The organism is Paracidovorax valerianellae, assembly GCF_900102625.1.
Lineage (GTDB): Bacteria > Pseudomonadota > Gammaproteobacteria > Burkholderiales > Burkholderiaceae_C > Paracidovorax > Paracidovorax valerianellae.
This window is the reverse complement of the sequence record NZ_FMZC01000003.1, coordinates 479440-503715: the sequence shown is the minus strand read 5'-3', so window position 1 is coordinate 503715 and position 24276 is coordinate 479440. Positions and strand designations below refer to the sequence as shown.

General features: G+C 68.3%; 22 protein-coding genes. 21 read left to right on the top strand and 1 reads right to left on the bottom strand.

What is annotated here, in order from left to right; all coding sequences use genetic code 11:
- From BLT03_RS07580 to BLT03_RS07545, 8 genes are all read left to right on the top strand, one after another.
- Positions 1–1011, top strand: coding sequence for an ABC transporter ATP-binding protein (locus tag BLT03_RS07580; RefSeq protein ID WP_092741868.1), 1011 nt, complete (start codon positions 1–3; stop codon positions 1009–1011).
- Positions 1008–1925, top strand: a complete 918-nt coding sequence (locus tag BLT03_RS07575; protein ID WP_245711273.1) for an ABC transporter permease — start codon at positions 1008–1010, stop codon at positions 1923–1925. Before BLT03_RS07580 ends, BLT03_RS07575 begins: the two co-directional genes overlap by 4 nt.
- A gap of 97 nt (positions 1926–2022) precedes the next feature.
- On the top strand, positions 2023–2217 hold the full coding sequence (locus BLT03_RS07570) for a DUF2905 domain-containing protein (protein WP_092741866.1): 195 nt from the start codon (positions 2023–2025) through the stop codon (positions 2215–2217).
- A 96-nt stretch (positions 2218–2313) separates the two neighbouring features.
- Entirely contained in the window at positions 2314–3216 is a 903-nt protein-coding gene (locus BLT03_RS07565; protein WP_092741864.1) for an amino acid ABC transporter substrate-binding protein, read from the top strand.
- 152 nt (positions 3217–3368) lie between these two features.
- Entirely contained in the window at positions 3369–4304 is a 936-nt protein-coding gene (locus BLT03_RS07560) for an ROK family protein (protein ID WP_092741862.1), read from the top strand.
- A gap of 43 nt (positions 4305–4347) precedes the next feature.
- A complete protein-coding gene (dapF, locus tag BLT03_RS07555) occupies positions 4348–5226 on the top strand; it encodes a diaminopimelate epimerase (RefSeq protein WP_092741861.1) in 879 nt (292 codons plus the stop codon).
- A gap of 2 nt (positions 5227–5228) precedes the next feature.
- A complete protein-coding gene (locus BLT03_RS07550; protein ID WP_092742051.1) occupies positions 5229–5921 on the top strand; it encodes a DUF484 family protein in 693 nt (230 codons plus the stop codon).
- A 187-nt stretch (positions 5922–6108) separates the two neighbouring features.
- Entirely contained in the window at positions 6109–7050 is a 942-nt protein-coding gene (locus BLT03_RS07545; protein WP_092742049.1) for a tyrosine recombinase XerC, read from the top strand.
- Between the two features lie 29 nt (positions 7051–7079).
- Here the strand turns inward: BLT03_RS07545 and BLT03_RS07540 are convergent, their stop codons facing one another.
- Positions 7080–8684 (bottom strand): methyl-accepting chemotaxis protein, encoded by a 1605-nt coding sequence (locus tag BLT03_RS07540; RefSeq protein WP_092741859.1) that lies wholly within the window; start codon positions 8682–8684, stop codon positions 7080–7082.
- A 212-nt stretch (positions 8685–8896) separates the two neighbouring features.
- Between BLT03_RS07540 and BLT03_RS07535 the strand changes: the two genes are divergently transcribed.
- The 13 genes from BLT03_RS07535 to mraY all read left to right on the top strand — a co-directional run bounded on the left by BLT03_RS07535 (position 8897) and on the right by mraY (position 23920).
- The gene (locus BLT03_RS07535; RefSeq protein WP_092741857.1) at positions 8897–10084 is read left to right on the top strand and encodes a class I SAM-dependent rRNA methyltransferase; all 1188 of its coding nucleotides are present in this window, start codon (positions 8897–8899) and stop codon (positions 10082–10084) included.
- 169 nt (positions 10085–10253) lie between these two features.
- Entirely contained in the window at positions 10254–11330 is a 1077-nt protein-coding gene (locus tag BLT03_RS07530) for a CobW family GTP-binding protein (RefSeq protein WP_092741855.1), read from the top strand.
- Between the two features lie 174 nt (positions 11331–11504).
- Entirely contained in the window at positions 11505–12236 is a 732-nt protein-coding gene (gene dksA / locus BLT03_RS07525) for an RNA polymerase-binding protein DksA (RefSeq protein WP_092741852.1), read from the top strand.
- Between the two features lie 45 nt (positions 12237–12281).
- Positions 12282–14000 carry an STAS domain-containing protein gene (locus tag BLT03_RS07520; protein WP_092741850.1) on the top strand — a complete coding sequence of 573 codons (1719 nt, stop codon included), beginning with the start codon at positions 12282–12284 and terminating at the stop codon, positions 13998–14000.
- Positions 14001–14132: 132 nt separating this feature from the next.
- Complete coding sequence (gene hslV / locus BLT03_RS07515; RefSeq protein WP_092741848.1) at positions 14133–14678, top strand: ATP-dependent protease subunit HslV; 546 nt, start codon at positions 14133–14135, stop codon at positions 14676–14678.
- 83 nt (positions 14679–14761) lie between these two features.
- A complete protein-coding gene (hslU, locus tag BLT03_RS07510; RefSeq protein ID WP_092741846.1) occupies positions 14762–16090 on the top strand; it encodes an ATP-dependent protease ATPase subunit HslU in 1329 nt (442 codons plus the stop codon).
- A gap of 298 nt (positions 16091–16388) precedes the next feature.
- On the top strand, positions 16389–16817 hold the full coding sequence (gene mraZ / locus BLT03_RS07505; protein ID WP_092742047.1) for a division/cell wall cluster transcriptional repressor MraZ: 429 nt from the start codon (positions 16389–16391) through the stop codon (positions 16815–16817).
- 7 nt (positions 16818–16824) lie between these two features.
- A complete protein-coding gene (gene rsmH, locus BLT03_RS07500; RefSeq protein ID WP_092742045.1) occupies positions 16825–17754 on the top strand; it encodes a 16S rRNA (cytosine(1402)-N(4))-methyltransferase RsmH in 930 nt (309 codons plus the stop codon).
- The gene (ftsL, locus tag BLT03_RS07495; protein WP_092741844.1) at positions 17751–18086 is read left to right on the top strand and encodes a cell division protein FtsL; all 336 of its coding nucleotides are present in this window, start codon (positions 17751–17753) and stop codon (positions 18084–18086) included. The genes rsmH and ftsL overlap by 4 nt, the downstream gene beginning before the upstream one ends.
- Positions 18083–19828 carry a peptidoglycan D,D-transpeptidase FtsI family protein gene (locus BLT03_RS07490; protein WP_092741842.1) on the top strand — a complete coding sequence of 582 codons (1746 nt, stop codon included), beginning with the start codon at positions 18083–18085 and terminating at the stop codon, positions 19826–19828. Before ftsL ends, BLT03_RS07490 begins: the two co-directional genes overlap by 4 nt.
- A complete protein-coding gene (locus BLT03_RS07485) occupies positions 19825–21342 on the top strand; it encodes a UDP-N-acetylmuramoyl-L-alanyl-D-glutamate--2,6-diaminopimelate ligase (protein WP_092741840.1) in 1518 nt (505 codons plus the stop codon). Before BLT03_RS07490 ends, BLT03_RS07485 begins: the two co-directional genes overlap by 4 nt.
- Positions 21333–22751, top strand: a complete 1419-nt coding sequence (locus BLT03_RS07480) for a UDP-N-acetylmuramoyl-tripeptide--D-alanyl-D-alanine ligase (protein ID WP_092741838.1) — start codon at positions 21333–21335, stop codon at positions 22749–22751. The genes BLT03_RS07485 and BLT03_RS07480 overlap by 10 nt, the downstream gene beginning before the upstream one ends.
- Positions 22742–23920, top strand: a complete 1179-nt coding sequence (gene mraY / locus BLT03_RS07475; protein WP_092741836.1) for a phospho-N-acetylmuramoyl-pentapeptide-transferase — start codon at positions 22742–22744, stop codon at positions 23918–23920. The genes BLT03_RS07480 and mraY overlap by 10 nt, the downstream gene beginning before the upstream one ends.
- The last annotated feature ends 356 nt before the right edge of the window (positions 23921–24276 follow it).

The following is a 24276-nucleotide window of genomic DNA, read 5'->3' as shown; positions in this document are numbered from 1 at the left end:
ATGCGGTTCCGATCCCTGAACCCCGCGCTCATGGAGCGCCTGGACCCCGAAACCGGCGCGGCCGGGGGCGGCGAGTGCGCGCTGCCGGCACTGTCTGCAAGCCCGCTGGGGGCTGAGGCCATATCCCCTGCGCTGCTGCGGGTGGAAGGCGTCAGCATCGACTACCGCACGCGCGACACCGCCGTGCGCGCTACGCACCGGGTCGGTTTCGACGTGCATGCGGCCGACCGCTTCGTGCTGCTGGGCGCTTCTGGCTGCGGCAAATCGACCTTGCTCAAGGCCATCGCAGGCTTCATCGCGCCGAGCGAGGGCCGCATCGTGCTCGACGGCCAGCCGGTCACGCGGCCGGGTCCCGACCGCGTGGTGGTGTTCCAGGAGTTCGACCAGTTGCCGCCCTGGAAGACCGTGCGCGAGAACGTCATGTTTCCACTGCTGGCCGCGCGCCGCGCCAGCCGATCGGAAGCTGCGGAGCGCGCGGCGCTGTACCTGGACAAGGTGGGGCTGACGAAGTTCGCCGACGTCCATCCGCACCAGCTGTCGGGCGGCATGAAGCAGCGCGTGGCCATCGCCCGCGCCCTGGCCATGCAGCCGCGCGTGCTGCTGATGGACGAGCCTTTCGCCGCGCTCGATGCGCTCACGCGCCGCCGCATGCAGGAAGAACTGCTGGGGCTGTGGGACGAGTTTCGATTCACGCTGATCTTCGTCACCCATTCGATCGAAGAAGCGCTGGTGGTGGGCAACCGCATCGCCATCCTGTCGCCGCACCCCGGCCGGCTGCGCGCCGAGGTCAACTGCCACCAGTTCGGGCTGCACAGCCTGGGCGGCACCGCGTTCCAGGCCACCGCGCAGCGCATCCACCGGCTGCTGTTCGACGAGGCCGCGCCCGGTGAAGGCAGTCGTGGCGATGAGACGAGCGGGCAGGTGCAGGCCGAGGTGCAGGCGCACGAACGGGCTGCTGCTTCGCCACCTCCACGCCATGGTGGCACCTTGCCGTTTCAGATTTCCGTATGACCGCAGCCCTGACCCATCCCGTGGACACCGCGCTGCGCGCGCGGCCCGAGCGACCCGAGCCACCCGTGCGCCCCGAGTTCGAAGGCCCGCTCGTGCCCCTGGCCGGCATCGCGCCGGAGCAGCCGCTGCCACTCGTCGCGCGGATCTGGCAGCACGGGGCCGTGCGCCGCCTGGCCATCCTGGCCGTGCTCGCGGTGCTGTGGGAGGTGCTGGCGCGCTGGCAGAACAACGATCTGCTGCTGCCCACGTTCTTGCAGACCGCACGGGCGCTGGGCGAAGGGCTGGCGTCGGGCGAACTGCTGGCCAAGGCGGCCATTTCGCTGTCGGTGCTGCTCAAGGGCTATCTGGCCGGCATCGCGGGGGCCTTCGTGCTCACCACGCTGGCCGTGTCCACGCAGTTCGGGCGCGACCTGCTGTCCACGCTCACGTCGATGTTCAACCCGCTGCCCGCGATCGCGCTGCTGCCGCTGGCGCTGCTGTGGTTCGGCCTGGGGCAGGGCAGTTTGGTGTTCGTGCTGGTGCATTCGGTGCTGTGGCCGCTGTCGCTGGCCACCTACGCTGGATTTCAGGGCGTGCCCGAAACCCTGCGCATGGCCGGGCGCAACTACGGGCTCACGGGCATCCGGTACGTGCTGCAGATCCTGGTGCCCGCCGCGCTGCCCTCCATCCTGTCGGGCCTGAAGATCGGCTGGGCCTTCGCCTGGCGCACGCTGATCGCGGCCGAGCTGGTGTTCGGCGCCTCGTCGGGCAAGGGCGGGCTCGGCTGGTACATCTTCCAGAACCGCAACGAGCTTTATACCGACAAGGTGTTCGCGGGCCTTGCACTCGTGATCCTGATCGGGCTGCTGGTGGAGACGCTGGGCTTTCACACGCTGGAGCGGCTGACGGTGCGGCGCTGGGGCGTGCAGCGCTGAAAAAGTGCCTGGCGAGGCCGCCCTCGCGGCGCACCCATCCGCCGGGCAGGGCCAATCGCCGGGCCATCCGCGCCGGCAAGCCCTAAACTCCCAGCCCATGTTTCGCTGGCTGATCGTCGTTTTCCTCGCGCTGGTGCTCATCAATGGCCTCACGCCATTGCTGCAGCGGCTGGGAATGGGGCGGTTGCCGGGAGACTTCCGGTTCAGGCTCTTCGGGCGCGAGTGGTTCATTCCGCTCACCAGCACCCTGCTGCTCAGTGCCCTGGCCAGCGTGATCGCCAAATGGGTGTAGGGCCTCCACACGCCTGTCACCAATTCTCCATCTGCCCTTGCCACACTGGGCGCCCCTGGCTACGGTCTCCCGGCCGCTCCTTCGAAAGTCGTTCCCATGTTCCGCTCCATCGCCCGGCTGCTGCCGCTGCTCGCCTGCGCCCTCGTGCCGCTGTCCGCCTCCGCCCAGGCGCCGGCCAACACGATGCAACGCATTCAGGAAACCCATTCCATCACCCTGGGCGTGCGCGAAGCGGCCTGGCCGTTTTCGTTCCTGGACGACAAGAAGGCGCCGGCCGGCTATTCCGTCGACCTGTGCCTGGCCGCGGTGGAAGAGATCAAGCGCACGCTCAAGCTCAAGGAGCTGGACGTGAAATACAAGGTGGTGAGCGGCACGGAGCGCATCCCCAAGCTGGAGGCCGGCGAGATCGACCTCGAATGCGGCTCCACCACCAACACCAAGGCCCGCCAGGAACGCGTGAGCTTCAGCAACACCGTCTTCGTGGCTGGCATTCGCGTGCTGGTGCCCAAGGGCGTGAAGATGGATGTGCTGCAAGACCTGGCCGGCATGCCCGTGGCGGTGAGCAAGGGCACGACGTCCGAGAAGCTCCTGACCCAGCTTGCCGTCAATGAAGTGAAGATGCAGCTCAAGGTCTTCGCGTCGGACACCGAGGCCTACAAGGCCTTTCAGGACGGCACCGTGCGCGCCTATGCCAACGACGATTCGCTGCTGCTCGGCATGGCGACCAAGAACAAGGCGGCGGACAAGGTTGCGCTCAGCAAGTTCGTGCTGTCGGTCGAGCCTTACGCGATCATGATGCGCCGCGGCGATGCCGATCTGGCGGCCGTGGTGGACCGCACGCTGAACCGCCTGTTTTCGAGCCGCGAGATCGATCCGCTGTACAAGAAGTGGTTCGCCAACGACCAGTTCAACCTGCCCATGGCCCGCCTGAGCCGTGAGAGCTTCAGCCGCCCGAACAAGGAACCCGGCGTGGCGATGGTCCTGGGCTACTCCATCTGACACCGCGGCCGGCCGCGCCAGCGGGAGGCACAGGCCTACATGGCAGGGCCGCCGTGGCGCCCATACTGCCGAGCATCGCCCTCGCCCGCTGACGCCGCCCTGTGCGGCGGCCGGCCGGCGCAGGCCTTGTACGACAGATACGCGAGGTGGAGATGAGAGCATGCATTGACATCGGCGGCACGAAGATCGCCGTCGCCCTGGCCCCCGCCGGCACCGGCCTGGCCGAACTGGTGGCCCGCCGCACCGAACCCACGGCCAAGACCGGCGCCCCAGACGCTCTTGCCCGGCAGGCCCTGCGCATGGTGGACGAAGCCTGCGCCGAAGCCGGCATCACCCGCGCGCAACTGCATTCCACCGGCGTGTCCGCCTGCGGCCCCTTCGCGCTGCGCGACGGCCAGGTCGAGCTGGCCACCCCCAACATCTGCGGCGGCCTGGCTGGCCCCGAACGCGATGCGCCCAACGACTGGAAGCAGATCCCCATCCAGGCGCCGCTGGCGGCCGCGCTGGGCGTGGTGCATGCGCAAAACGATGCCGTGGCTGCCTTGCTGGCCGAACGCCGCTGGGGCGCGCTGCAGGGCCTGGACCACTGCGCCTACGTGACCTGGAGCACTGGCGTAGGCGTGGGCCTGTGCGTGGATGGCCGGGTGCTGCGCGGCAAGAGCGGCAATGCGGGCCATGCGGGCCACAGCTTTTCCAGCGACGGGCCGGGCGATGCGCTGTGCGGCTGCGGCAATGTGGGCGACGTCGAATCGCTGGTGGCTGGCAATTCGATGCCGCGCCGCTTCGGCCGCGATGCCGAGCAACTGGTGGACGCCGCCAAGCGGGGCGATGCCGAAGCGCACGCCGCCGTCGCGGGCATGTGCCGGGTGCTGGGCCGCATGCTCTACAACCTGGTGGCCACGCTGGACCTGCAGCGCATCAGCATCGGTGGCAGCGTATTCCTGCACCACCAGGACTACCTGCTGCCGCCCCTGCAGACCGAGGTGTCGGCGCACCTGCCGGCGCTCACGGCCGGCGTGCAGCTGGTGCCGGCCGGGCTGGGCCTGAAGGTGGGCGACTACGCGGCGCTGGCCGTGGCCAGCGGCTGAACCGTTACATCGCGGGCCGGCATGGCGACGATAATCCGGCCCCATGCACATCCGCTTCACCAAGATGCAGGGCGCGGGCAACGATTTCGTCGTGATCGATGAAACGCAGGGCCGCCTCGGCCTGACCGCCGCGCAATACCGTTTCCTGGGCGACCGCCACTTCGGCGTGGGCGCCGACCAGATCCTCACCGTCCGTCCCTCGCCCGCCGAGGGCATCGACTTCGAATACCTGATCCACAACGCCGACGGCGGCGAGGTGGAGCAGTGCGGCAACGGCGCCCGCTGCTTCGCCCGCTTCGTGCGCGACAAGGGCCTGACCGGCAAGGACCGTATCCGCGTGCGCACGCGCTCCGGCGACATCGCGCCCGAACTCACGCCCGATGGCCGCGTGACGGTGGACATGGGCTGCCCCGTGTTCGACCCCGCTCGCGTGCCGTTCGACACGGCCAGCCTCGTGCCGGTGGCGCAGGGTTCAGGGCAAAAATGGCCTCTGGCGCATGATTCAGTAGGGGGCAGTGCTATTACTTTGGTAGCAGTTGCTTCCATGGGCAATCCGCACGCGGTGCAGCTGGTGGACGACGTGGACACCGCGCCCGTCGCCCAGGCCGGCCCCCTCATCGAGCGCCACGCGCGCTTTCCGCAGCGTGTGAACGCCGGCTTCCTTCAAATCGTGGACCGCACCCATGTGCGCCTGCGCGTGTACGAGCGCGGCGCCGGCGAGACGCTGGCCTGCGGCACGGGCGCCTGCGCCGCCGTGGCCACCGGCATCCGCCTGGGGCTGCTCGACGCGCGCGTGGACGTGCAGACGCGCGGCGGCCTCCTCACCATCGCCTGGAACGGCGGCGACGCGGACCCGGTCTTCATGACCGGCCCCTCCACGACCGTTTTCGAAGGCCAGATCGACATTCCCGACGCACCATGACCATGTCCCCAAGCAGCACCCAGGTTCCTCCCATCACCGAAGACGACATCGCCGAGTTCCTGGCGCAGACGCCGGGCTTTTTCGAGCGCCACGCCGAAGTGCTGGCTAGCGTGCAGATCACCAGCCCCCACGGCCAGCGCGCCGTGAGCCTGCAAGAGCGCCAGGCCGAGATGCTGCGCGAGAAGATCAAGGGCCTGGAGCAACGCATCATGGAAATGGTGCGCAACAGCAACGAGAACGCCGCCATCGCCCAGAAGATCCACCGCTGGACGCGCGAGCTGGCCGAGGCCCGCAACCCGTCCAGCCTGCCGTTCGTGGTCGAGGAAGGCATCCGCCGCCTGTTCGACGTGCCGCAGGCCGCGCTGCGGCTGTGGGATGTGGCGCCCACCTATGCCGGCGCCGACTACGCGCAGGGCGCCAGCGCCGATGCCCGCGCCTTCGCCTCGTCGCTCACCATGCCGTTCTGCGGCCCCAACCTGGGCTTCGAGCCCACGGCCTGGCTGCCCGACGCCGGTCAGGTGCAGTCGCTGGCCCTGCTGCCGCTGCGTGAAGGCGCGATCGACAGCCCGTCGCCGGCGTTCGGCCTGCTGGTGCTGGGCTCGCCCGACCCGCTGCGCTTCGATGCGTCCATGGGCACCGACTTTCTCGCCCGCATGGCCGAACTGGCCAGCGGCGCGCTCTCGCGGCTGCGCTGACGCCGGGGCGCCCGCCACGGTTGGCGCCCAGCGATGCCTTGATCGCATGACCGCCATGACCGCCATGACTGACACGGTGCCCGTTGACCCGGAACCGGTCCCGGCCGCAGCGCAGCCGGCCCAGCGCCTGAGCGATCCGGCCGATGGCCCGGCCGAAGGTGCTCCCGCCGCGCTGCCTCCCGACCCGATGGTGCTGCGCTACCTGGAGCACGTTCGGGTCGAAAAGCGCCTGGCCGCGCGCACCCTGGCCCTGTACACGCTGGACCTGGAAAAGCTCGCCCGCTTTGCCGAAGGCGCGGGCGTGCCGCTGCTGCGGCTCACGACCGGGCACATCCGCCGCTTCGTGGCGCTGATGCACAGCGGCGGGCGCAGCGGGCGCGGCATCGCCCTCATCCTCTCGGGCTGGCGCGGCTTCTTCACCTGGGCCGGGCAGCAGGGCCTCGTGCCGCACAACCCGGTGCAGGGCGTGCGGGCGCCGCGCGCACCCAAGCCGCTGCCCAAGGCCCTGGCCGTGGACGACGCGGTGCGCCTGGCCGATTTCGAACATGCCGGCGGCGACCCCTGGCTGGAGGCGCGCGACGCCGCCATGGTGGAGCTGCTTTACGGCTGCGGGCTGCGCGTGGGCGAACTCGCGGGGCTGGACGCCGTGCCCGGCCCCGACACCCAGCGCCAGGGCCGCGGCTGGATCGACCTGGAGGGCGGCGAAGCCCATGTGTTCGGCAAAGGCTCCAAGCGCCGCAGCGTGCCCGTGGGCAGCGCGGCGCTGGCTGCGCTGCACACCTGGCTGGCCCAGCGCCCGCAGCCCTTCGGCGGCGCGGCCTCGGCCCGGCTGGAGCCTGCGCTGTTCGTGGGCCAGCGCGGCCGACGTCTCACGGCGCAATCGATCTGGCTGCGCCTGCGCCAGCGCAGCCAGCAGGCGGGGCTGACGACGCCGGTGCACCCGCACATGCTGCGCCACTCGTTCGCCAGCCACCTGCTGCAATCGAGCGGCGACCTGCGGGCGGTGCAGGAGCTGCTCGGCCACGCCAACATCACCACCACCCAGGTCTATACGCGGCTCGATTTCCAGCACCTGGCCAAGGTGTACGACGCGGCCCATCCGCGGGCGCGCAAGAAGTCTTCGGAGTGACCTGAGCAGGGGCCGAGGCCGCCAACCCATCAGGCCTGCAGCAGCCGCAGCGATACGTGCGGGTGGGCCAGGGCAGGGCGGTGCGGCAGCTTGAAGGCGGCGACCGCCCCCAGCAGCTCGCGTGCGCGGCTGCTCAGGGCCGATGCGGCGGCGGCCATCTCTTCCACCATGGCGGCGTTGTGCTGGGTGGTCTGGTCCATCTGCGTCACGGCGCCGTTGATCTGGTCCACGCCTTCGCTCTGCTCGCGGCTGGCGGCGGTGATTTCGCCCACCAGCCCGGTCAGGCCGCCGATGCTGCTCACCACGCTGCCCATGGTCCGGCCCGCGCGGTCGACCAGCGCCGTGCCGGCATTGACCCGCTCCACGCTGGCGGCGATCAGGCCCTTGATCTCGCCGGCCGCCTGCGCGGCGCGCTGCGCCAGGTGCCGCACTTCGGTCGCCACCACCGCGAAGCCGCGGCCTTCGGAGCCGGCCCGGGCCGCTTCCACCGCGGCGTTGAGCGCAAGGATGTTGGTCTGAAAGGCGATGGCGTCGATCACCCCGGTGATGTCCGCGATCTTGCGGCTGCTGTCGTTGATGCCGCGCATGGTCTCGATCACGTCCGATACCACCGCGCCGCCCTCGCGGGCCACGGCGGAGGCCGTCTGCGCCAATTGGTCGGCCTGCCGCGCGCTGTCGGCGTTGTGGCGCACGGTGGCGCTCAGTTGCTCCATCGACGCCGCGGTCTGCTGCAGTGCGCCGGCCTGACCCTCGGTGCGGGCCGAGAGGTCGCCGTTGCCCTGGGCGATCTGCACCGCGGCGGCCGAGACGCTTTCGGCGCTTTCATGGATGGCGGACACCACGGCGGCGAGGTGGTCGCGCATGTGGCGCAGCTGCGCCATCAGGCTGGTTTCGTCGCCGGGGGCGAGGGCGATGGCTACCGTGAGGTCGCCCTGCGCCACGCTGCGCGCCAGGGCGGCGGCGGTGGCCGGTTCGGCGCCCAGTTCGCGCAGGATGCTGCGCGCCACCAGATACCCGAAGCCGAGCGCCGCCAGCACGCCCGCGGCCACCACCGCCACGATCCAAAGGCGCGTGTGGTCGAAGGCGGTTGCGGCGGATTCGTAATCGGCGCGGGCTACTTCGAGCTGCACCTGCGTCAGCGACGACAGCACGTTCTGCAGCGGATCGAGCGCCGGGTACATCTCACGGGCGGCGAATGCGGTCAGGCCCGCGATGTCGCCGGCCTGCAGCAGGCTTTCCAGCCGCGCCACGGCGGCGTCGGCCGCCACCTGCAGCGGGCGGAATTCGCCCACCAGCCGGCGCTCCTCGCCGATCAGGGTGGTGCCCAGGTAGGCCGACCATTGCGAGACGATGTCCTTGCGCGCGCTGGCGATCGATTCCAACCCCTGCTGCGCCGTCATGGCGCCATCGCGCACCTTGTGCGCCGTGTCGACCACGTTGACGGCGTACGCGTCGGCCACCACCTTGATCTGTTTGAGCGGCACGACCCGGTCGTGGTAGACCGAAACGAGCGAAGCGTTGGAGCCCGCCATGCCCAGCAGGCCGGCGGTGCCGACCCCCGCAGCCAGCAGGCACAAGAACGCAAGGAGCAGGGCCAGGCGGGTGGCGACCTTGAGGGGACCGAAGTGCAGCATGTGAAAGTTTCTCCCGAATTATTGAAATGGATCTGGTGCGAACGCTGGCGGCAGCGTCTCCGCAGGGTGCTGGAGGCTGGACGGATCGTAGGAAGATGTGAGCGGATGTTTCTCAACAATGCTCAAATGTTGCTTTGCGTCCTCGGTGCCGGAGCCGATCCGACAGACCGCTTCCGCCCGGAGGGGCCTTCCGGCATCGCACAATCGCGGGCATGAAAACCCTTCGCCTTCACCCTGGCAAGGAGCGCTCGCTCCTGCGCCGCCACCCGTGGATCTTCGAATCGGCCATCGCCAAAGGCGGGGGCGACAGCGGCGAGACGGTGCGGGTCGAGTCGCACGAAGGCCAGTTCCTCGCCTGGGCGGCCTTCAGCCCGACCTCCCGCATCCGCGCCCGGGTGTGGAGCTTCGACGAGGCACAGCGCATCGATGCTCCTTTTTTCATAGCTAAGGTCCGGCGTTCTATATGCGCCAGAGGCCGATTTGGCATTGAAAGCGACGGCGTGCGCCTGGTGCACGGCGAGTCCGATGGACTGCCCGGCCTGATCGTGGACCGCTACGGCGACACGCTGGTGGCGCAATTCACCAGCGCCGGCACCGAGCGCTGGAAGGCCGCGATCGCCGACGCGCTGCTCCAGGAGACGGGGCTGACCCGCCTGTATGAACGCTCCGACGCCAGCGTGCGCGCGCTGGAGGGGCTGGAGCCCGCGACCGGCTGGCTGCGCGGCGAGGGCGAGACGGGCCTGGAAATCCGCGAACACGAATGGCGCCTGACGCTGGACATCGCCGAGGGGCACAAGACCGGCTTTTACCTCGACCAGCGCGACAGCCGAAAGCGCTTTGCCGACGCCACGCGGCGCCTGGGCTTTCAGCGCGTGCTCAATTGCTACTGCTACACGGGCGGCTTCACCGTGGCGGCGCTGGCGGGCGGGGCAGGGCACGTGACCTCCATCGATTCCTCGGGGCCCGCGCTGGAGCGCGCCCGGTCGCACGTGGCCCTGAACGGGTTCGATGCGGGCCGCGCGGATTTTCTCGATGCCGACGTGAACGCCTCGCTGCGGCAATTCCTGAAAGACGGCCGCACCTTCGACGCCATCGTGCTCGATCCGCCCAAGTTCGCCCCCACCGCCGCCCACGCAGACCGCGCCGCACGGGCCTACAAGGACATCAACCGCCTGGCACTGCAACTGCTGGAGCCGGGCGGCATGCTCTACACGTTCTCGTGCTCGGGCGGCATCAGCGCCGACCTGTTCCACAAGATCGTCGCCTCGGCCGGGGCCGATGCGGGCGTGGACGGTTTCATCCTGGAGCGCCTGGGCGGCGCGCCCGACCATCCGATGACGCTGGAGTTTCCCGAAGGCGAGTACCTGAAAGGCCTGGCGGTGATGCGCAAGCCGGCCTGAAGCCCTGCCTTGCGCCAGGGTGGAGCGGCGGCCCCGGGCGTGGGGCTTGACAGCTTCGCTAAACTTCTTTCATGCCCCTGGAGCGGCCGCTAGGCCCGCTCCCCGATCCCCAAATTCCGCCGCGCTTCGCCGCATTCCGGCCCCGGCGGCCTTTCCCTGAAAGCCATCCATGTCGCTCATTCCCACCACCATCCTCACCGGCTTCCTGGGCTCGGGCAAGACCACGCTGCTCAAACGCCTGCTGTCCGAGGCCCATGGCCAGAAGATCGCCGTGATCGAGAACGAATTCGGTGAAGAGAACATCGACAACGACATCCTGGTGACCGAATCCAAGGAGCAGATCGTTCAGATGAGCAACGGCTGCATCTGCTGCACCATCCGCGAAGACCTGCGCGAGACGCTGCAACTGCTGGCCGCGAAGAAGCGCAAGGGCCTGCTCGAATTCGACCGCATCGTGATCGAAACCACCGGCCTGGCCGACCCCGGCCCCGTGGCGCAGACCTTCTTCATGGACGAAGAGATCGCCGAGACCTACCTGATCGATTCGATCATCACCCTGGTGGACGCCAAGCACGCGCCCCAGCAGCTCAACGACCGCCAGGAGGCGCGCCGCCAGGTGGGCTTCGCCGACCAGATCTTCCTGTCCAAGACCGACCTGGTGGGCAAGGAAGAGACCGACGCGCTGATCCACCGCCTCAAGCACATGAACCCGCGCGCGCCCATCAAGGCCGTGCATTTCGGCGAAGTGCCGCTGGCCGAGGTGCTGGACCTGCGCGGCTTCAACCTGAACGCCAAGCTGGACATCGACCCCGACTTCCTCAAGGAAGACGACCACGGGCACGACCATGGCCATGACCACCACGATCACGACCATGAACACGGCGAGCATTGCGACCACCCCTCGCACCAGCACGGCGAGAACCACGGGCACCACCATCACCATGACGACGACGTCAAGAGCTTCGTCTACCGCGCCGAGCGCCCCTTCGATCCCGCCAAGCTGGAGGACTTCCTGGGCGCCATCGTCAACATCTACGGCCCGCGCATGCTGCGCTACAAGGGCGTGCTGAACATGAAGGGCACCGAGCGCAAGGTCATCTTCCAGGGCGTGCACCAGCTGATGGGCAGCGACCTGGGGCCGCAATGGGCCGAGGGCGAGGAGCGTTTGAGCAAGATGGTGTTCATCGGGCTGGACCTGCCCAAGGACATCTTCCTGCAAGGTCTGGAGCAGTGCCTGGCCGAGTAGGACGAAGCCCCTTTCGGCGCTTGCCGCGCGGGCTTGTGTGATATCTGCCACTTTCCAGTGCGCGGTGCCCCTGGATCGATACAATCGCGCCCCGTAAAACGCCGGAAGGCCTGCTACTGCCCCCGGAGCCGCGTCGCGTGCTCAGGGCCCGCCCCTACTGCGAGGAGACAGGAAGTGAAAGCCGATACCAGCAAACCCGAGGTGGATGCCAAGGCACCCCTCAGCGGCACCGTCCGCGCGGCCGCAAAAGCGGTCGCCAAACCCAAGCCCGCGGCGGCATTGCCCGTCTCCGCGGGGTCATCGGACGAACCCGCGCGCAGCACCCGGCCTTCTTCCCGTTTGGCCCAATTGACCGTACCATCCATGGCACCCGCGGTGGCCTCCACCGCCGCCAAAGCCAGCTATACACACACCATGCCTACGACCCTGCAAAATTCCGGCGCGGCCGCCAAGAAAGACCCGAAGCTGGCCGGCAACTGGAAAACCAAGTCCGCCGAGGAGCTGACCGACGCCGAAGTGCTCGCCATGCCCGACAGCGAGTACATGAATGAAAAACAGCTGGCGTTCTTCCGCCACAAGCTGGTGCAGCTCAAGCAGGACATGCACAACAACGCCGGTGAAACCACCGAGCACCTGCGCGAAGACACCGTGGTCGTGCCCGACCCCGCCGACCGCGCCACCATCGAAGAAGAGCACGCTCTCGAACTGCGCACCCGCGACCGCGAGCGCAAGCTGCTCAAGAAGATCGAGCAATCCATCGGCCGCATCGACGCTGGCGACTACGGCTACTGCGACGAGACGGGCGAACCCATCGGCGTTGGCCGCCTGCTGGCGCGTCCCACGGCCACGCTGTCGCTGGAAGCGCAGCAACGCCGCGAACTCAAGCAAAAGATGTTCGGGGATTGATCTCCCTGCGCAGCTGTACACGGCGAGCGACCTGAATCACGATCCATGAGCAAGGAAGAGACCTCCCCCGGCCTGTTGTCCAAGATGGTTCGGTTCGTCCGCAACCCCACGGTCAACTGGACCGATCTGGATTCCATCGACGCCGACCGCGAAAGCCAGTACAGCAAGCAGATGCTCAAGGAGATGATCGAGCGCAAGCGCCGCAACGATTTCGTGCGCCGCCGCGAGTTCGATCAACTGCGCAAGCTGCGCAAGCGCGAGGCCCTGCAGGGCCAGCGCACTGAAGACCCGACCGCGCGCCCCTCGTTCTTCCAGAGCAGCATGGCATCGCCCGACGACCGGGCCGTCACGCTCAAGAAGATCGACGAGATCGAGGCGCAGATGTCCCAGCAGTGGTGGAAAAGCAAGAACACCGCCGCGCCCAGCGAACTCGGCGACATGGGTTCGCCGGAATCCAAATCCGCGGCCGATGCCCGGGCCTTCGCGCCCACGGCGCCGGCCAGCCTGACGGGGGCGCTGTCGGCCCCCACCGCGGTGCAGCCGCTGTTCACGGGCGAGAGCCTGCTGCCGGGCGCTTCGTCCGAAGGCGGCGCGATCGTGCCGCCAGCGCAGCAGCCGGTGCCATCGGCCCATGCCAGCGCGCTGCCAGCGGCCCCTGCCGTGGCCCCAGAACCGGAGGAATTCGTGCACGAACCCGACCTCGAGGAAGCCGCCATCCGCTTTGCCAATGGCGACCATGCCGGCGCGGAGTCCGGCCTGCTCGAAGTGCTGGCGCAGCACGAGCAGGACGATCCCCAGCAGCAGCTGGAAATCTGGATGACGCTGTTCGACCTGTACCGCGCCATCGGAGAGCACGAGCGCTTCGATGCGCTGGCGATCGACTACGCGGCGCGGTTCAGCCGTTCGGCCCCGCTGTGGTTTTCCATGCCCGAACTGCTCGGCCTGCAGGTGCAGGCGGCGCCGGCCGCCACGGGACTGGCGCAGCGCGAATTCAGCTGGAACGCCCCGGCCGCCCTGGCCGCGCAATCCGTGGTGGCGCTGCAGGCCTCGCTGGCCCGCGCCGCGCCGCCCTGGACCCTCACGTGGTCGCGCCTGGCAACCATCGACGAGGCCGCCGTGCCGCTGCTGGCCAACCTGTTCACGCAGTGGGCCGAGCAGGAAGTGCAACTCTCCTTCTTTGGGGTGGATGCGCTCAATGCGATGCTCGAATCGCGCACGCAGTCCGGCGACAGCGACACGTCCCCGGAGTGGTGGCGCCTGCGCATGGCGGCCCTGCGCCTCATGGGCCGGCCCGACGAATTCGAACTCGTGGCCCTCGACTACTGCGTGACCTACGAGGTCTCGCCCCCGTCGTGGGTCTCGCCGCGGTGCAGCTATTCCAGCGACGACGGCTCGGCGCCCGCAGCCGAAGCAGCATCGCTGGCCGATCTGCATGCCTCGGGCTACGGCGATCCAGCGTCGATGCCCGCGGGGCTGGAAAGCGGCGATCTGCCGGCCTCGCTGTCCGGCCACATCGAAGGCGACGCGGCGCCGCTGCTGGAACCGTTCGAAGAACGGCTCAAGCCCGGCGCGCCGTTGATCATCTCTTGCGACCGGCTGATCCGCGTGGATTTCGCGGCGGCCGGCTCGGTGCTCAACTGGGCCGCCGAGCAGCAGGCCCAGGGTCACGCAGTGCACTTCATCAACCTGCAGCGGCTGGTGGCGGTGTTCTTCAACGTGATCGGCGTGAACGAACACGCCTGGGTCGTTCCGCGCAAGAACTGACGCCTTGCCGCCCTCAGGCGGCAGACATCGGCGCGGATGGCTGGGTGGGTGGCGGGCGCCGTTGGCGGTGCCTTGCAACCCCTTTCGGGTCGGCCGTTGCAAACCGTGCGGGCATCCCCACATGCCAACGCTATGGAACAGTTTCACGGCACCACCATCCTCAGCGTCCGCCGCCAGACGGCGGACGGCATTCAGGTCGCCATCGGCGGCGACGGCCAGGTCACCCTGGGCAACATCGTGGTCAAGGGCACCGCGCGCAAGGTGCGCAAGCTCTACCACGGCAAGGTCCTCGCCGGCTTCGCCGGGGCCACGGCCGACGCGTTCACGCTCTTCGAGCGGTTCGAGGCCAAGCTGGAAAAGCACCAGGGCCACCTGACACGTGCGGCCATCGAGCTCACCAAGGACTGGCGCACCGACCGCGTGCTGCGCCGCCTGGAGGCCATGCTGGCCGTGGCCGATGCGAGCGCCTCGCTCATCATCACCGGCAACGGCGACGTGCTGGAGCCCGAGCAGGGCATCGTGTCCATCGGATCGGGCGGCGCCTACGCGCATTCGGCCGCCAAGGCGCTGTTGAACCACACCGAGCTCAGCGCGCAGGAGGTGGTCAAGAAGTCGCTGGAGATCGCCGGCGAACTGTGCATCTACACCAACATGAACCACACCATCGAGACGCTGTGAGCGTTCGGGTGTTTTACTATTAATTTGATAGCTGCCTGCCTTAGAAGAATATGCGCTGGCGGCTCATTTGATTGCAGGTCCCCATGTCGTCCATGACCCCCCAGGAAATCGTCTCCGAACTCGACCACCACATCGTCGGCCAGGCCAGCGCCAAGCGCGCCGTCGCCATCGCGCTGCGCAACCGGTGGCGCCGCCAGCAGGTGGAGGGCGCGCTGCGCCACGAGATCACGCCCAAGAACATCCTCATGATCGGCCCCACCGGCGTGGGCAAGACCGAGATCGCCCGCCGCCTGGCCCGCCTGGCCGATGCGCCCTTCATCAAGGTCGAGGCCACGAAGTTCACCGAAGTGGGCTATGTGGGCAAGGACGTGGATTCCATCGTCCGCGATCTGGTCGAGATGGCCGTGAAGCAGGCGCGCGAGAGCGACATGAAAAAGGGCCGCGCCCGCGCCGAGGATGCCGCCGAGGACCGTATCCTCGACGTGCTGGTGCCCCCCGCGCGGAACACGGCGCAGGACGCGGCAGCGCCCGCCGACAACACTGCCCGCCAGGTCTTTCGCAAGAAGCTGCGCGAGGGCCAGCTCGATGACAAGGAAATCGAGATCGACGTGGCCGACGCCCGCCCGCAGCTGGAGATCATGGGTCCGCAGGGCATGGAGGAAATGGCCGAGCAGCTGCGCGGCATGTTCAGCCAGATGGGCCAGGAAAAGCGCCACACGCGCAAGCTCAAGATCGCCGAAGCGCTGAAGCTGCTCACCGACGAGGAAGCCGCCAAGCTCGTGAACGAGGACGAAGTGAAGACCCGCGCGGTGCAGAACGCCGAGCAGAACGGCATCGTCTTCATCGACGAGATCGACAAGGTCGCCACGCGGCAGGAGGCCAGCGGCTCGGACATCTCGCGCCAGGGCGTGCAGCGCGACCTGCTACCGCTGGTCGAGGGCACCACGGTGTCCACCAAATACGGCATGGTCAAGACGGACCACATCCTGTTCATCGCCTCCGGGGCCTTCCACCTGAGCAAGCCGAGCGATCTGATTCCCGAGTTGCAGGGGCGCTTTCCGATCCGCGTGGAACTGGAATCGCTGTCGGTGCAGGACTTCGAGGCCATCCTCACGCAGACGCATGCCTCGCTGGTCAAGCAGTACCAGGCCCTGCTGGCGACCGAAGGCGTGACGCTGGAATTCGCGCCCGAAGGCATCACCCGGCTGGCGCACATCGCGTTCGAAGTGAACGAACGCACCGAGAACATCGGCGCGCGCCGGCTCTCCACGGTGATGGAGCGGCTGCTCGACGAAGTGAGCTTCGATGCGGCCCGGCTGTCGGGCCAGACGGTGGTCATCGATGCCGCCTACGTGAACGGCCGGCTCGAGTCCTTGAGCCAGGACGAGGATTTGTCGCGCTATATCTTGTAAAAGATTCCGGGCCGGCGTGGCCCCCCGGTTCGTTGGCGGGATTCCGGGTTGGGTGAAACCCTTCAGGTATCACTTGCACAGGCTGCCCTAAGTGCTTATTCGATAACGCATTTTGGGCATTCGCCACTGGCACTGTCGGTGCTAAGTCGTTGATTTCATTGCAAAACTTTGTTGCACCTGGCGGGGCTCGGTATTTTTTTCCTGCTACAGTGCAAAAAAGTGCAATTAAGTGGTGAAAAGTGCCCTCGTGCGTCCATTCCGGGCGTTCAGGCGCGACAACGAGTTGGGGTTCGATTCCGTGTTTCAAGGGGCGTCATCGCTGAGTCTGGATGCAAAGGGGAGGCTTTCCGTGCCTACCCGGCATCGTGACGTCCTCGCCGCCACCGCGAACGGTCAACTCACCATCACCAAGCACCCGCACGGCTGCCTCATGGTGTTCCCCCGCCCCGAATGGGAAAAATTCCGCGAACGCATTGCCGAGCTCCCCATGTCCGCCCAGTGGTGGAAGCGCATCTTCCTGGGCAACGCGATGGACGTGGACATGGACGGCACCGGCCGGGTGCTGGTTTCGCCCGAACTGCGCCAGGCCGCAGGCATCACCAAGGACACCATGCTGCTCGGCATGGGCAACCACTTCGAACTGTGGGACAAGGCGACTTACGAGGCGCAGGAAGCCGTCGCGATGCAGGCCGAAATGCCGGCCGCTTTCCAGGACTTTTCTTTCTGAGGCCATGGTGAACGCACCGCTGCAACACACCACGGTCTTGCTGGGCGAGGCGGTCGACGCCTTGCTGGGCGGCGCCGGCCCGGCGCCTGCCGGTACCTGGATCGACGCCACCTTCGGTCGCGGAGGGCATTCGCGAAAAATTCTGGATCGGCTAGGGCCGGGCGGAGGCCTCGTGGCGTTCGACAAGGACCCCGAGGCCATCGCAGAAGCAGCGCGCATCACCGATGCGCGTTTTTCCATTCGGCACGAGGGATTTCGCCACCTGGCCGACCTGCCCGAGCGCAGCGCCGCCGGCATCCTCATGGACCTGGGCGTGAGTTCGCCCCAGATCGACAGCCCCGCCCGGGGCTTCAGCTTTCGTTTCGATGGCCCGCTGGACATGCGCATGGACACCACGCGCGGGGAAAGCGTGGCCGATTGGCTGGCCACGGCCGAGGTCGGCCAGATTGCGGAGGTGATACGTGACTACGGCGAAGAACGGTTTGCTGGCCCCATTGCAAAGGCGATTGTTGCTCGTCGCGAGGAACGGGGCCCTCTTGCCACCACCGCTGAACTGGCCCAACTCGTGGCTGGCTCGGTCAAGACCCGCGAAGCAGGCCAGAACCCTGCAACGCGCACCTTTCAGGCTCTTCGGATTTTCATCAACGCCGAGCTTGAAGAGCTCCAGCAGGCGCTAGAAGCCAGTCTGCGGGTGCTCGCGCCCGGCGGGCGGCTGGTGGTGATCAGCTTCCATTCGCTGGAAGACCGCATCGTCAAGCAGTTCATCGCCCAGCATTCCAAAGAGGTGTTCGACCGCCGCGCGCCGTTCGCGCAGCCGCAGCCCATGCGCCTGAAAGCGCTCGACCGCATCAAGCCCAGCGCGGCCGAAGTCGAGGCCAATCCCCGCTCCCGCAGCGCTGTGATGCGCGTGGCCGAGCGCACGGAGGTGCCGGCATGACGCGCCTGAGCCTGGTGCTGCTGCTCGGCGTGATGGTCAGCGCGCTGTACCTCGTGCACATGCAGTACGAGTCGCGCCGCCTGTTCACCGAGCTGGACCGCGCGGTGGCCGAGGCGCGCCGGCTGGAGACCGAACACCAGCGCCTGCAGGTCGAAAAGCGCGCCCAGGCGACGCCGCTGCGGGTGGAGAAACTCGCCCGCGACCGCCTGCAGATGCGCACGGCCACCCCGGCCATCACGCAGTACGTGGCCGACGACGGCACGCCCGTCGTCACCGCCGCCACGGCTGCGCCCGTGCCGGCCACGCCGGGTTCCGGGAGCGTGCGCCGATGAGCCGCAGCGTGAACTACACCTCCAGCCCGCTGCTGGCCAGCAAGACGCCGGTCTGGCGCAGCAAGTTCATCGTCGCCATGGTGGCGCTGGGCTTCGTGGGCCTGGGCGCCCGCGCGGCCTACGTGCAGGTGTTCGGCAACGCATTCTTTCAGCGGCAGGGCGAAGTGCGTTTCGCTCGCACGCTGGAGCTGCCCGCCAACCGCGGGCGCATCGTGGACCGCAATGGCCTGATCCTCGCCTCCAGCGTGCCCGCCGCCAGCATCTGGGCCATTCCGGAAGACGTCGAGCAGGACAAGCCCGAGGTGCGTGAAAAGCTCCAGCAGCTGGCCAAGCTGCTGGAAATGCCGCTGCCCGCGCTCAAGACCAAGCTCGCGGACGAGGACAAGACCTTCGTCTGGATCAAGCGCCAGCTCGATTGGGAAGTCGGCCAGCAGATCGCCGCGCTCGACATCAAGGGCATCTACCAGCGCAAGGAATACAAGCGCCAATACCCCGAAGGCGAATCGGCCGCGCACGTGGTGGGCTTCACCAACGTGGAAGACCATGGCCAGGAGGGCATGGAGCTCGCCTTCGACCAGCAACTGGCGGGCAAGGCCGGTTCGCGCCGCGTCATCAAGGACCGGCTGGGCCGTGTGGTGGAAGGCGTGGGCGCCGAGGTGCCGCCGGTGGACGGGCAGGACATGCAACTGTCCATCGACAGCAAGGTGCAGTTCTTCGCCTACCAGAAGCTTCGCGACCAGGTGGCGCTGCACAAGGCCAAGGCCGGCAGCGTGGTGGTGATCGACGCGCACACGGGCGAACTGCTGGCGCTGGCCAACTACCCCAGCTACGTGCCCGACAAGCGCCAGAACCTCACCGGCGAGCAGCTGCGCAACCGCGCGCTCACCGATGTGTTCGAGCCCGGCTCGACCATGAAGCCGTTCACCATCGGCCTGGCGCTGGAAACCGGCCGCGTGCGGCCCGAGACCATCGTCGACACCAACCCCGGTCGCGTGACGATCACGGGCTCGACCATCTCCGACACGCACAACTACGGCGTGCTCACGGTCGAGGGCGTGATCCAGAAGTCCAGCAACGTGGGCACCACCAAGATCGCCATGCAGATGCCGGCGCGCGAGATGTGGGAGACCTTCTCGGCGGCCGGCTTCGGGCAGAAGCCGCAAATCCACTTTCCCGGTGTCGTGAGCGGCCGCCTGCGGCCCTACAAGACCTGGCGCCCGGTGGAGCAGGCCACCATGTCGTACGGCTACGGCCTCTCGGCCAGCCTGCTGCAGATGGCGCGCTCGTACACCGTGTTCGCCAACGGCGGCCAGATCATCCCGGCGACCATGCTGAAGTCGAGCGCGCCGGCTGTGGGCGTGCCCGTGTTTTCCGAGCGCACGGCCGATCAGGTGCGCAAGATGCTGCAGATGGCTGCTGGGCCCGGCGGCACGGGCCAGCAGGCGCAGACCGTGGGCTACTCGGTGGGCGGCAAGTCCGGCACCGCGCGCAAGCAGGTGGGCAAGAGCTACGCCTCGGGCAAGTACCGCGCATGGTTCACCGGCATGGCCCCGATCGACAAGCCGCGCATCATCGTCGCCGTGATGATCGACGAACCCAGCAACGGGGTGTTCTACGGGGGCGCGGTGGCCGCGCCGGTGTTCAGCGCCGTCGTGCAGCAGACCCTTCGCATGATGGGCGTGCAGCCCGACATGGCCGTCAAGCCGCAGATCGTGGCCAATACCGTGGAGGAATCGCTATGACGACAACGACGACCCCGTTGCTCACCTCCGTGCACGACGCCGTGCAATGGCTGGCCGCCCGTGTGGCCGGCACGCTGCAGACCGACAGCCGGTTGATCCAGCCCGGCGACGGTTTCATCGCCTGGCCTGGAGCCGCCACCGACGGCCGCGCCCATGTGGGCGATGCGCTGGCCCGCGGCGCCGTGGCCTGCCTGGTCGAGCACGAGGGCATCGAATCCTTCCACTTCGGCGACGCGCCGGTGGCTGCGCTGCGCGGTCTGAAAGCGGTCACCGGCAGCCTGGCGGCCGAATGGTTTGGCCACCCCACGCATTCGCTCGATGTGCTGGCCGTGACCGGCACCAACGGCAAGACGAGCGTGAGCTGGTGGCTGGCGGACGCGCTCAACCTGCTGTCGCGCAACGAACTGCTCGCCCAGGGGGGCTGTGCGCTCATCGGCACCCTCGGCGCCGGCGTTCCGCCCACGCTCGAATCCACCGGCCTCACCACGCCCGACCCCGTGCGCCTGCAGCGCGCTTTCGCCCACTTCGCCAAGGAAGGCCATGTGGCCTGTGCGATCGAGGCATCGTCCATCGGCCTGGCGGAGCACCGCCTGACGGGCACGCGGGTGCGCGCCGCCCTGTTCACCAATTTCACGCAGGATCACCTCGACTACCACCCCAGCATGGCGGCCTACTGGCAGGCCAAGAGCACGCTGTTCGAATGGCCCGGGCTGCAGATCGCGGTGGTGAACACCGACGATCTGCGCGGCGCCGAACTGCACGAGGCGCTGTCCCAGCAACCGCTGGACCTGTGGAGCGTTTCTTTGAAAGGGCCGGCCAGGCTGCAGGCGCGGGACATCGCCTGGGGCGATGGTGGCCTGTCGTTCACCGTGGCGGAAGGCTCGCAGAGCCATGTGCTGCAAACCCGGCTGGTCGGGCACTACAACGTCAGCAACCTGCTGCTGGTGCTGGCCACCTTGCGCGCGCTCGGCGTGCCGCTGGAGCACGCGCTGTATGCCTGCGCGCAGCTCTCGCCGGTGCCGGGCCGCATGGAGCAGATCCACTTGCCGCACCAGCCCCTGGTGGCCGTGGACTACGCCCACACGCCCGATGCGCTCGACCAGGCGCTGCAGGCGCTGCGCCCCATCGCGGCCGAGCGCGGCGGGCGGCTGTGGTGCGTGTTCGGCTGCGGCGGAAGCCGCGACCGCGCCAAGCGGCCGCTGATGGGTGCCATCGCCCAGCAGCGTGCCGACGCGGTCATCGTCACCAGCGACAACCCGCGCGGCGAAGTGCCGGCGGACATCATTCATGAAGTGCTGCAGGGCACCGTGGCCGGGCGCACCGTGCGCGCCGAGGTCGACCGCGCCGCCGCCATCGCGATGGCGTTGGCCGAGGCCGGTCCCCGCGATGTCGTGCTGATCGCCGGCAAGGGCCATGAGGACTACCAGGAGGTGGCAGGCGAACGCCGGCCATTCTCCGACATGGGCCATGCCCAGACGGCCCTGGCCGCCCGCGGAGGCCGCGCATGGGCATGATGACGCTGCAGCAGGCGCTGGCCTTCATCCAGGCACGCGTGCCCGCGGCCCGGCTGGTGGGCGAGGGCGGCATGCCCCTGTCCCGCGTGCACACCGACACGCGCACGCTGCAGGCCGGCGATCTGTTCGTCGCGCTCAAGGGCGAGCGCTACGACGCCAATGCTTTTCTGGCCGATGCGCGCGCTGCCGGCGCGGCCGCCGCCGTGGCGCATGCCGGTGTCGATGCGGCGGGCCTGCCCGGCATCGAGGTGCCCGATACGCTGCAGTCGCTTGGCGCCCTCGCCGCCGGCTGGCGCGCGCAGTTCCGTCTGCCGCTCATCGGGGTGACGGGCAGCAACGGCAAGACCACGGTGACGCAAATGATCGCGGCGGTGCTGCAGGCCTGGAAAGGCCCGGCCGCCTTTGCCACGCAAGGCAACTTCAACAACGACATCGGCGTGCCGCTGATGCTGCTGCGCCTGAACGCCGCGCACGAGGCGGCGGTCATCGAGCTGGGCATGAATCACCCGGGCGAGATCGCCTACCTGGCCGGCTTGGCTCGCCCCACGGTCGCGCTGGTCAACAACGCGCAGCGCGAGCACCTTGAATTCATGCACACGGTGCAGGCCGTGGCCGAGGAAAACGGAGCGTCCATCGCGGCGCTGCCTGCCGACGGCGTGGCTGTGTTCCCTGAGGGCGACACCTATACCGCGCTGTGGCGGCAACTGGCCGCGGGGCGCCGCTGCGTCACCTTTGGTGCGGGCGATGCCGATGTGCGCTGCACCGCCGCGCAGTGGGAAGGCAGCGCCTGGCGCGCCCGCATCGAAACGCCGCAGGGCGGCTTCGATGTCACGCTGCGCATCGCCGGCATGCACAACGTGACCAATGCGCTGGCCGCCACCGCCTGTGCCCTGGCCGCCGGAGTGCCACTCGACGCCGTGGCGCGCGGGCTTTCGGTCTTCGTGCCGGTCAAGGGGAGATCGCGCGCCTTCAGCGTTCCGCACGATGGGCGCGTGGTCACGGCCGTGGACGACACCTACAACGCCAACCCCGATTCCATGCGCGCCGCCATCGACGTGCTGGCTGGCTTGCCCGGCCCGCAGTTGCTGGTGCTGGGCGACATGGGCGAGGTGGGCGAGCAGGGGCCTCAATTCCATGCCGAGGCGGGCGCCCAGGCGCGCGCCAGCGGCATCGGCGGGCTGTTCGCGCTGGGCGCGCTCAGCACTCACGCCGCGCAGGCCTACGGGCCGGATGCGCGGCATTTCGACGACATGGCATCGCTGCTCGCAGCGGTACAGCAAGCCCTGCCCCAGGTGGGCAGCGTGCTGGTGAAGGGATCTCGGTTCATGAAGATGGAGCAGGTGGTGCAGGCGCTGGAAGCCCGTGCGGACGCAATGAAGAACGCACGCGGGGGCGCCACATGCTGCTGATGTTGTCGCAGTGGCTGCAGGGCCTGTCGCCGGAATTCGGATTCTTCCGGGTGTTCCAGTACCTCACGTTCCGTGCGGTGATGGCCGCGCTCACGGCGCTGGTGATCGGCCTGGTCGCCGGCCCGAAGGTGATCCGCATGCTCACCTCGCTCAAGATCGGCCAGCCCATCCGTGGCTATGCGATGGAGTCGCACCTGTCCAAGAGCGGCACACCGACCATGGGCGGCGTGCTGATCTTGGGCGCCATCGCCATCTCGACGCTGCTGTGGTTCGACCTGTCCAACCGCTTCGTGTGGATCGTGCTGGCCGTGACGCTGGGCTTCGGCGCCATCGGCTGGGTGGACGACTGGCGCAAGGTGGTGCGCAAGGACCCGGAAGGCATGCGTTCGCGCGAAAAGTATTTCTGGCAATCCATCATCGGCCTGCTGGCCGCGCTGTACCTGGTGTTCAGCATTTCCGAGAACTCCAATTCGCGCGTGTTCGAGCTGTTCATCACCTGGGTGCAGTCCGGCTTCTCGCTGGACCTGCCGCCACAGGCCGGGCTGCTGGTGCCGTTCTTCAAGGAAGTGAGCTACCCGCTGGGCGTGCTGGGCTTCGTGATCCTGACCTACCTCGTGATCGTGGGGTCGAGCAACGCCGTCAACCTGACCGACGGCCTCGACGGGCTGGCGATCATGCCGGTGGTGATGGTGGGCTCGGCGCTGGGGCTGTTCGCCTACGTGGCCGGCAGCACCGTGTATTCCAAGTACCTGCTGTTCCCACACATCGCCGGCGCGGGCGAGTTGCTGATCTTCTGCTCGGCCATGGCAGGGGCCGGCTTGGCCTTCCTGTGGTTCAACACCCATCCGGCCCAGGTGTTCATGGGCGACGTGGGCGCGCTGGCGCTCGGCGGCGCACTGGGCACCATTGCGGTGATCGTGCGCCAGGAGATCGTGCTGGCCATCATGGGCGGCATCTTCGTGGTCGAGGCGCTCTCGGTGATGCTGCAGGTGGCGTGGTTCAAGTACACCAAGAAGCGCTACGGCCAGGGCCGCCGGCTGCTCAAGATGGCGCCGCTGCACCACCATTTCGAAAAGAGCGGCTGGAAGGAAACGCAGGTGGTCGTGCGCTTCTGGATCATCACCATGCTGCTGTGCCTTATCGGCCTGACCACGCTGAAGCTGCGATGAACCCGCACGATCCCCTTCTTCCTGGCGAGGCGCCCGGCCTGCCGCAGGGCGCCACCGGCCCCGGCGAAGGGGTGGCTGCGCCTGCGCGTTGGGAGGAAGCGCCGGAAAAGGATGTGCCGGGCACGCCGGACGATTGGCAGGCGCCAGCCCCGGCCGCCCCCGAGGCACTGGCCCCGGCAAGTTCTGCCGAAGCGGCTGGCCTGCACGAGCCCACGGAACTGCCAGAACCGCCCGAAACATCTGCGGTGGTTGAAGCCATGCTGCCGGAGGCGACGGCGACGGACGCAGCCCTCGTGGCACCGCCTTCGCCAGCGCCCGCCGACGACCGCATGGCGCAGGCGCTCGCCGGCATGACG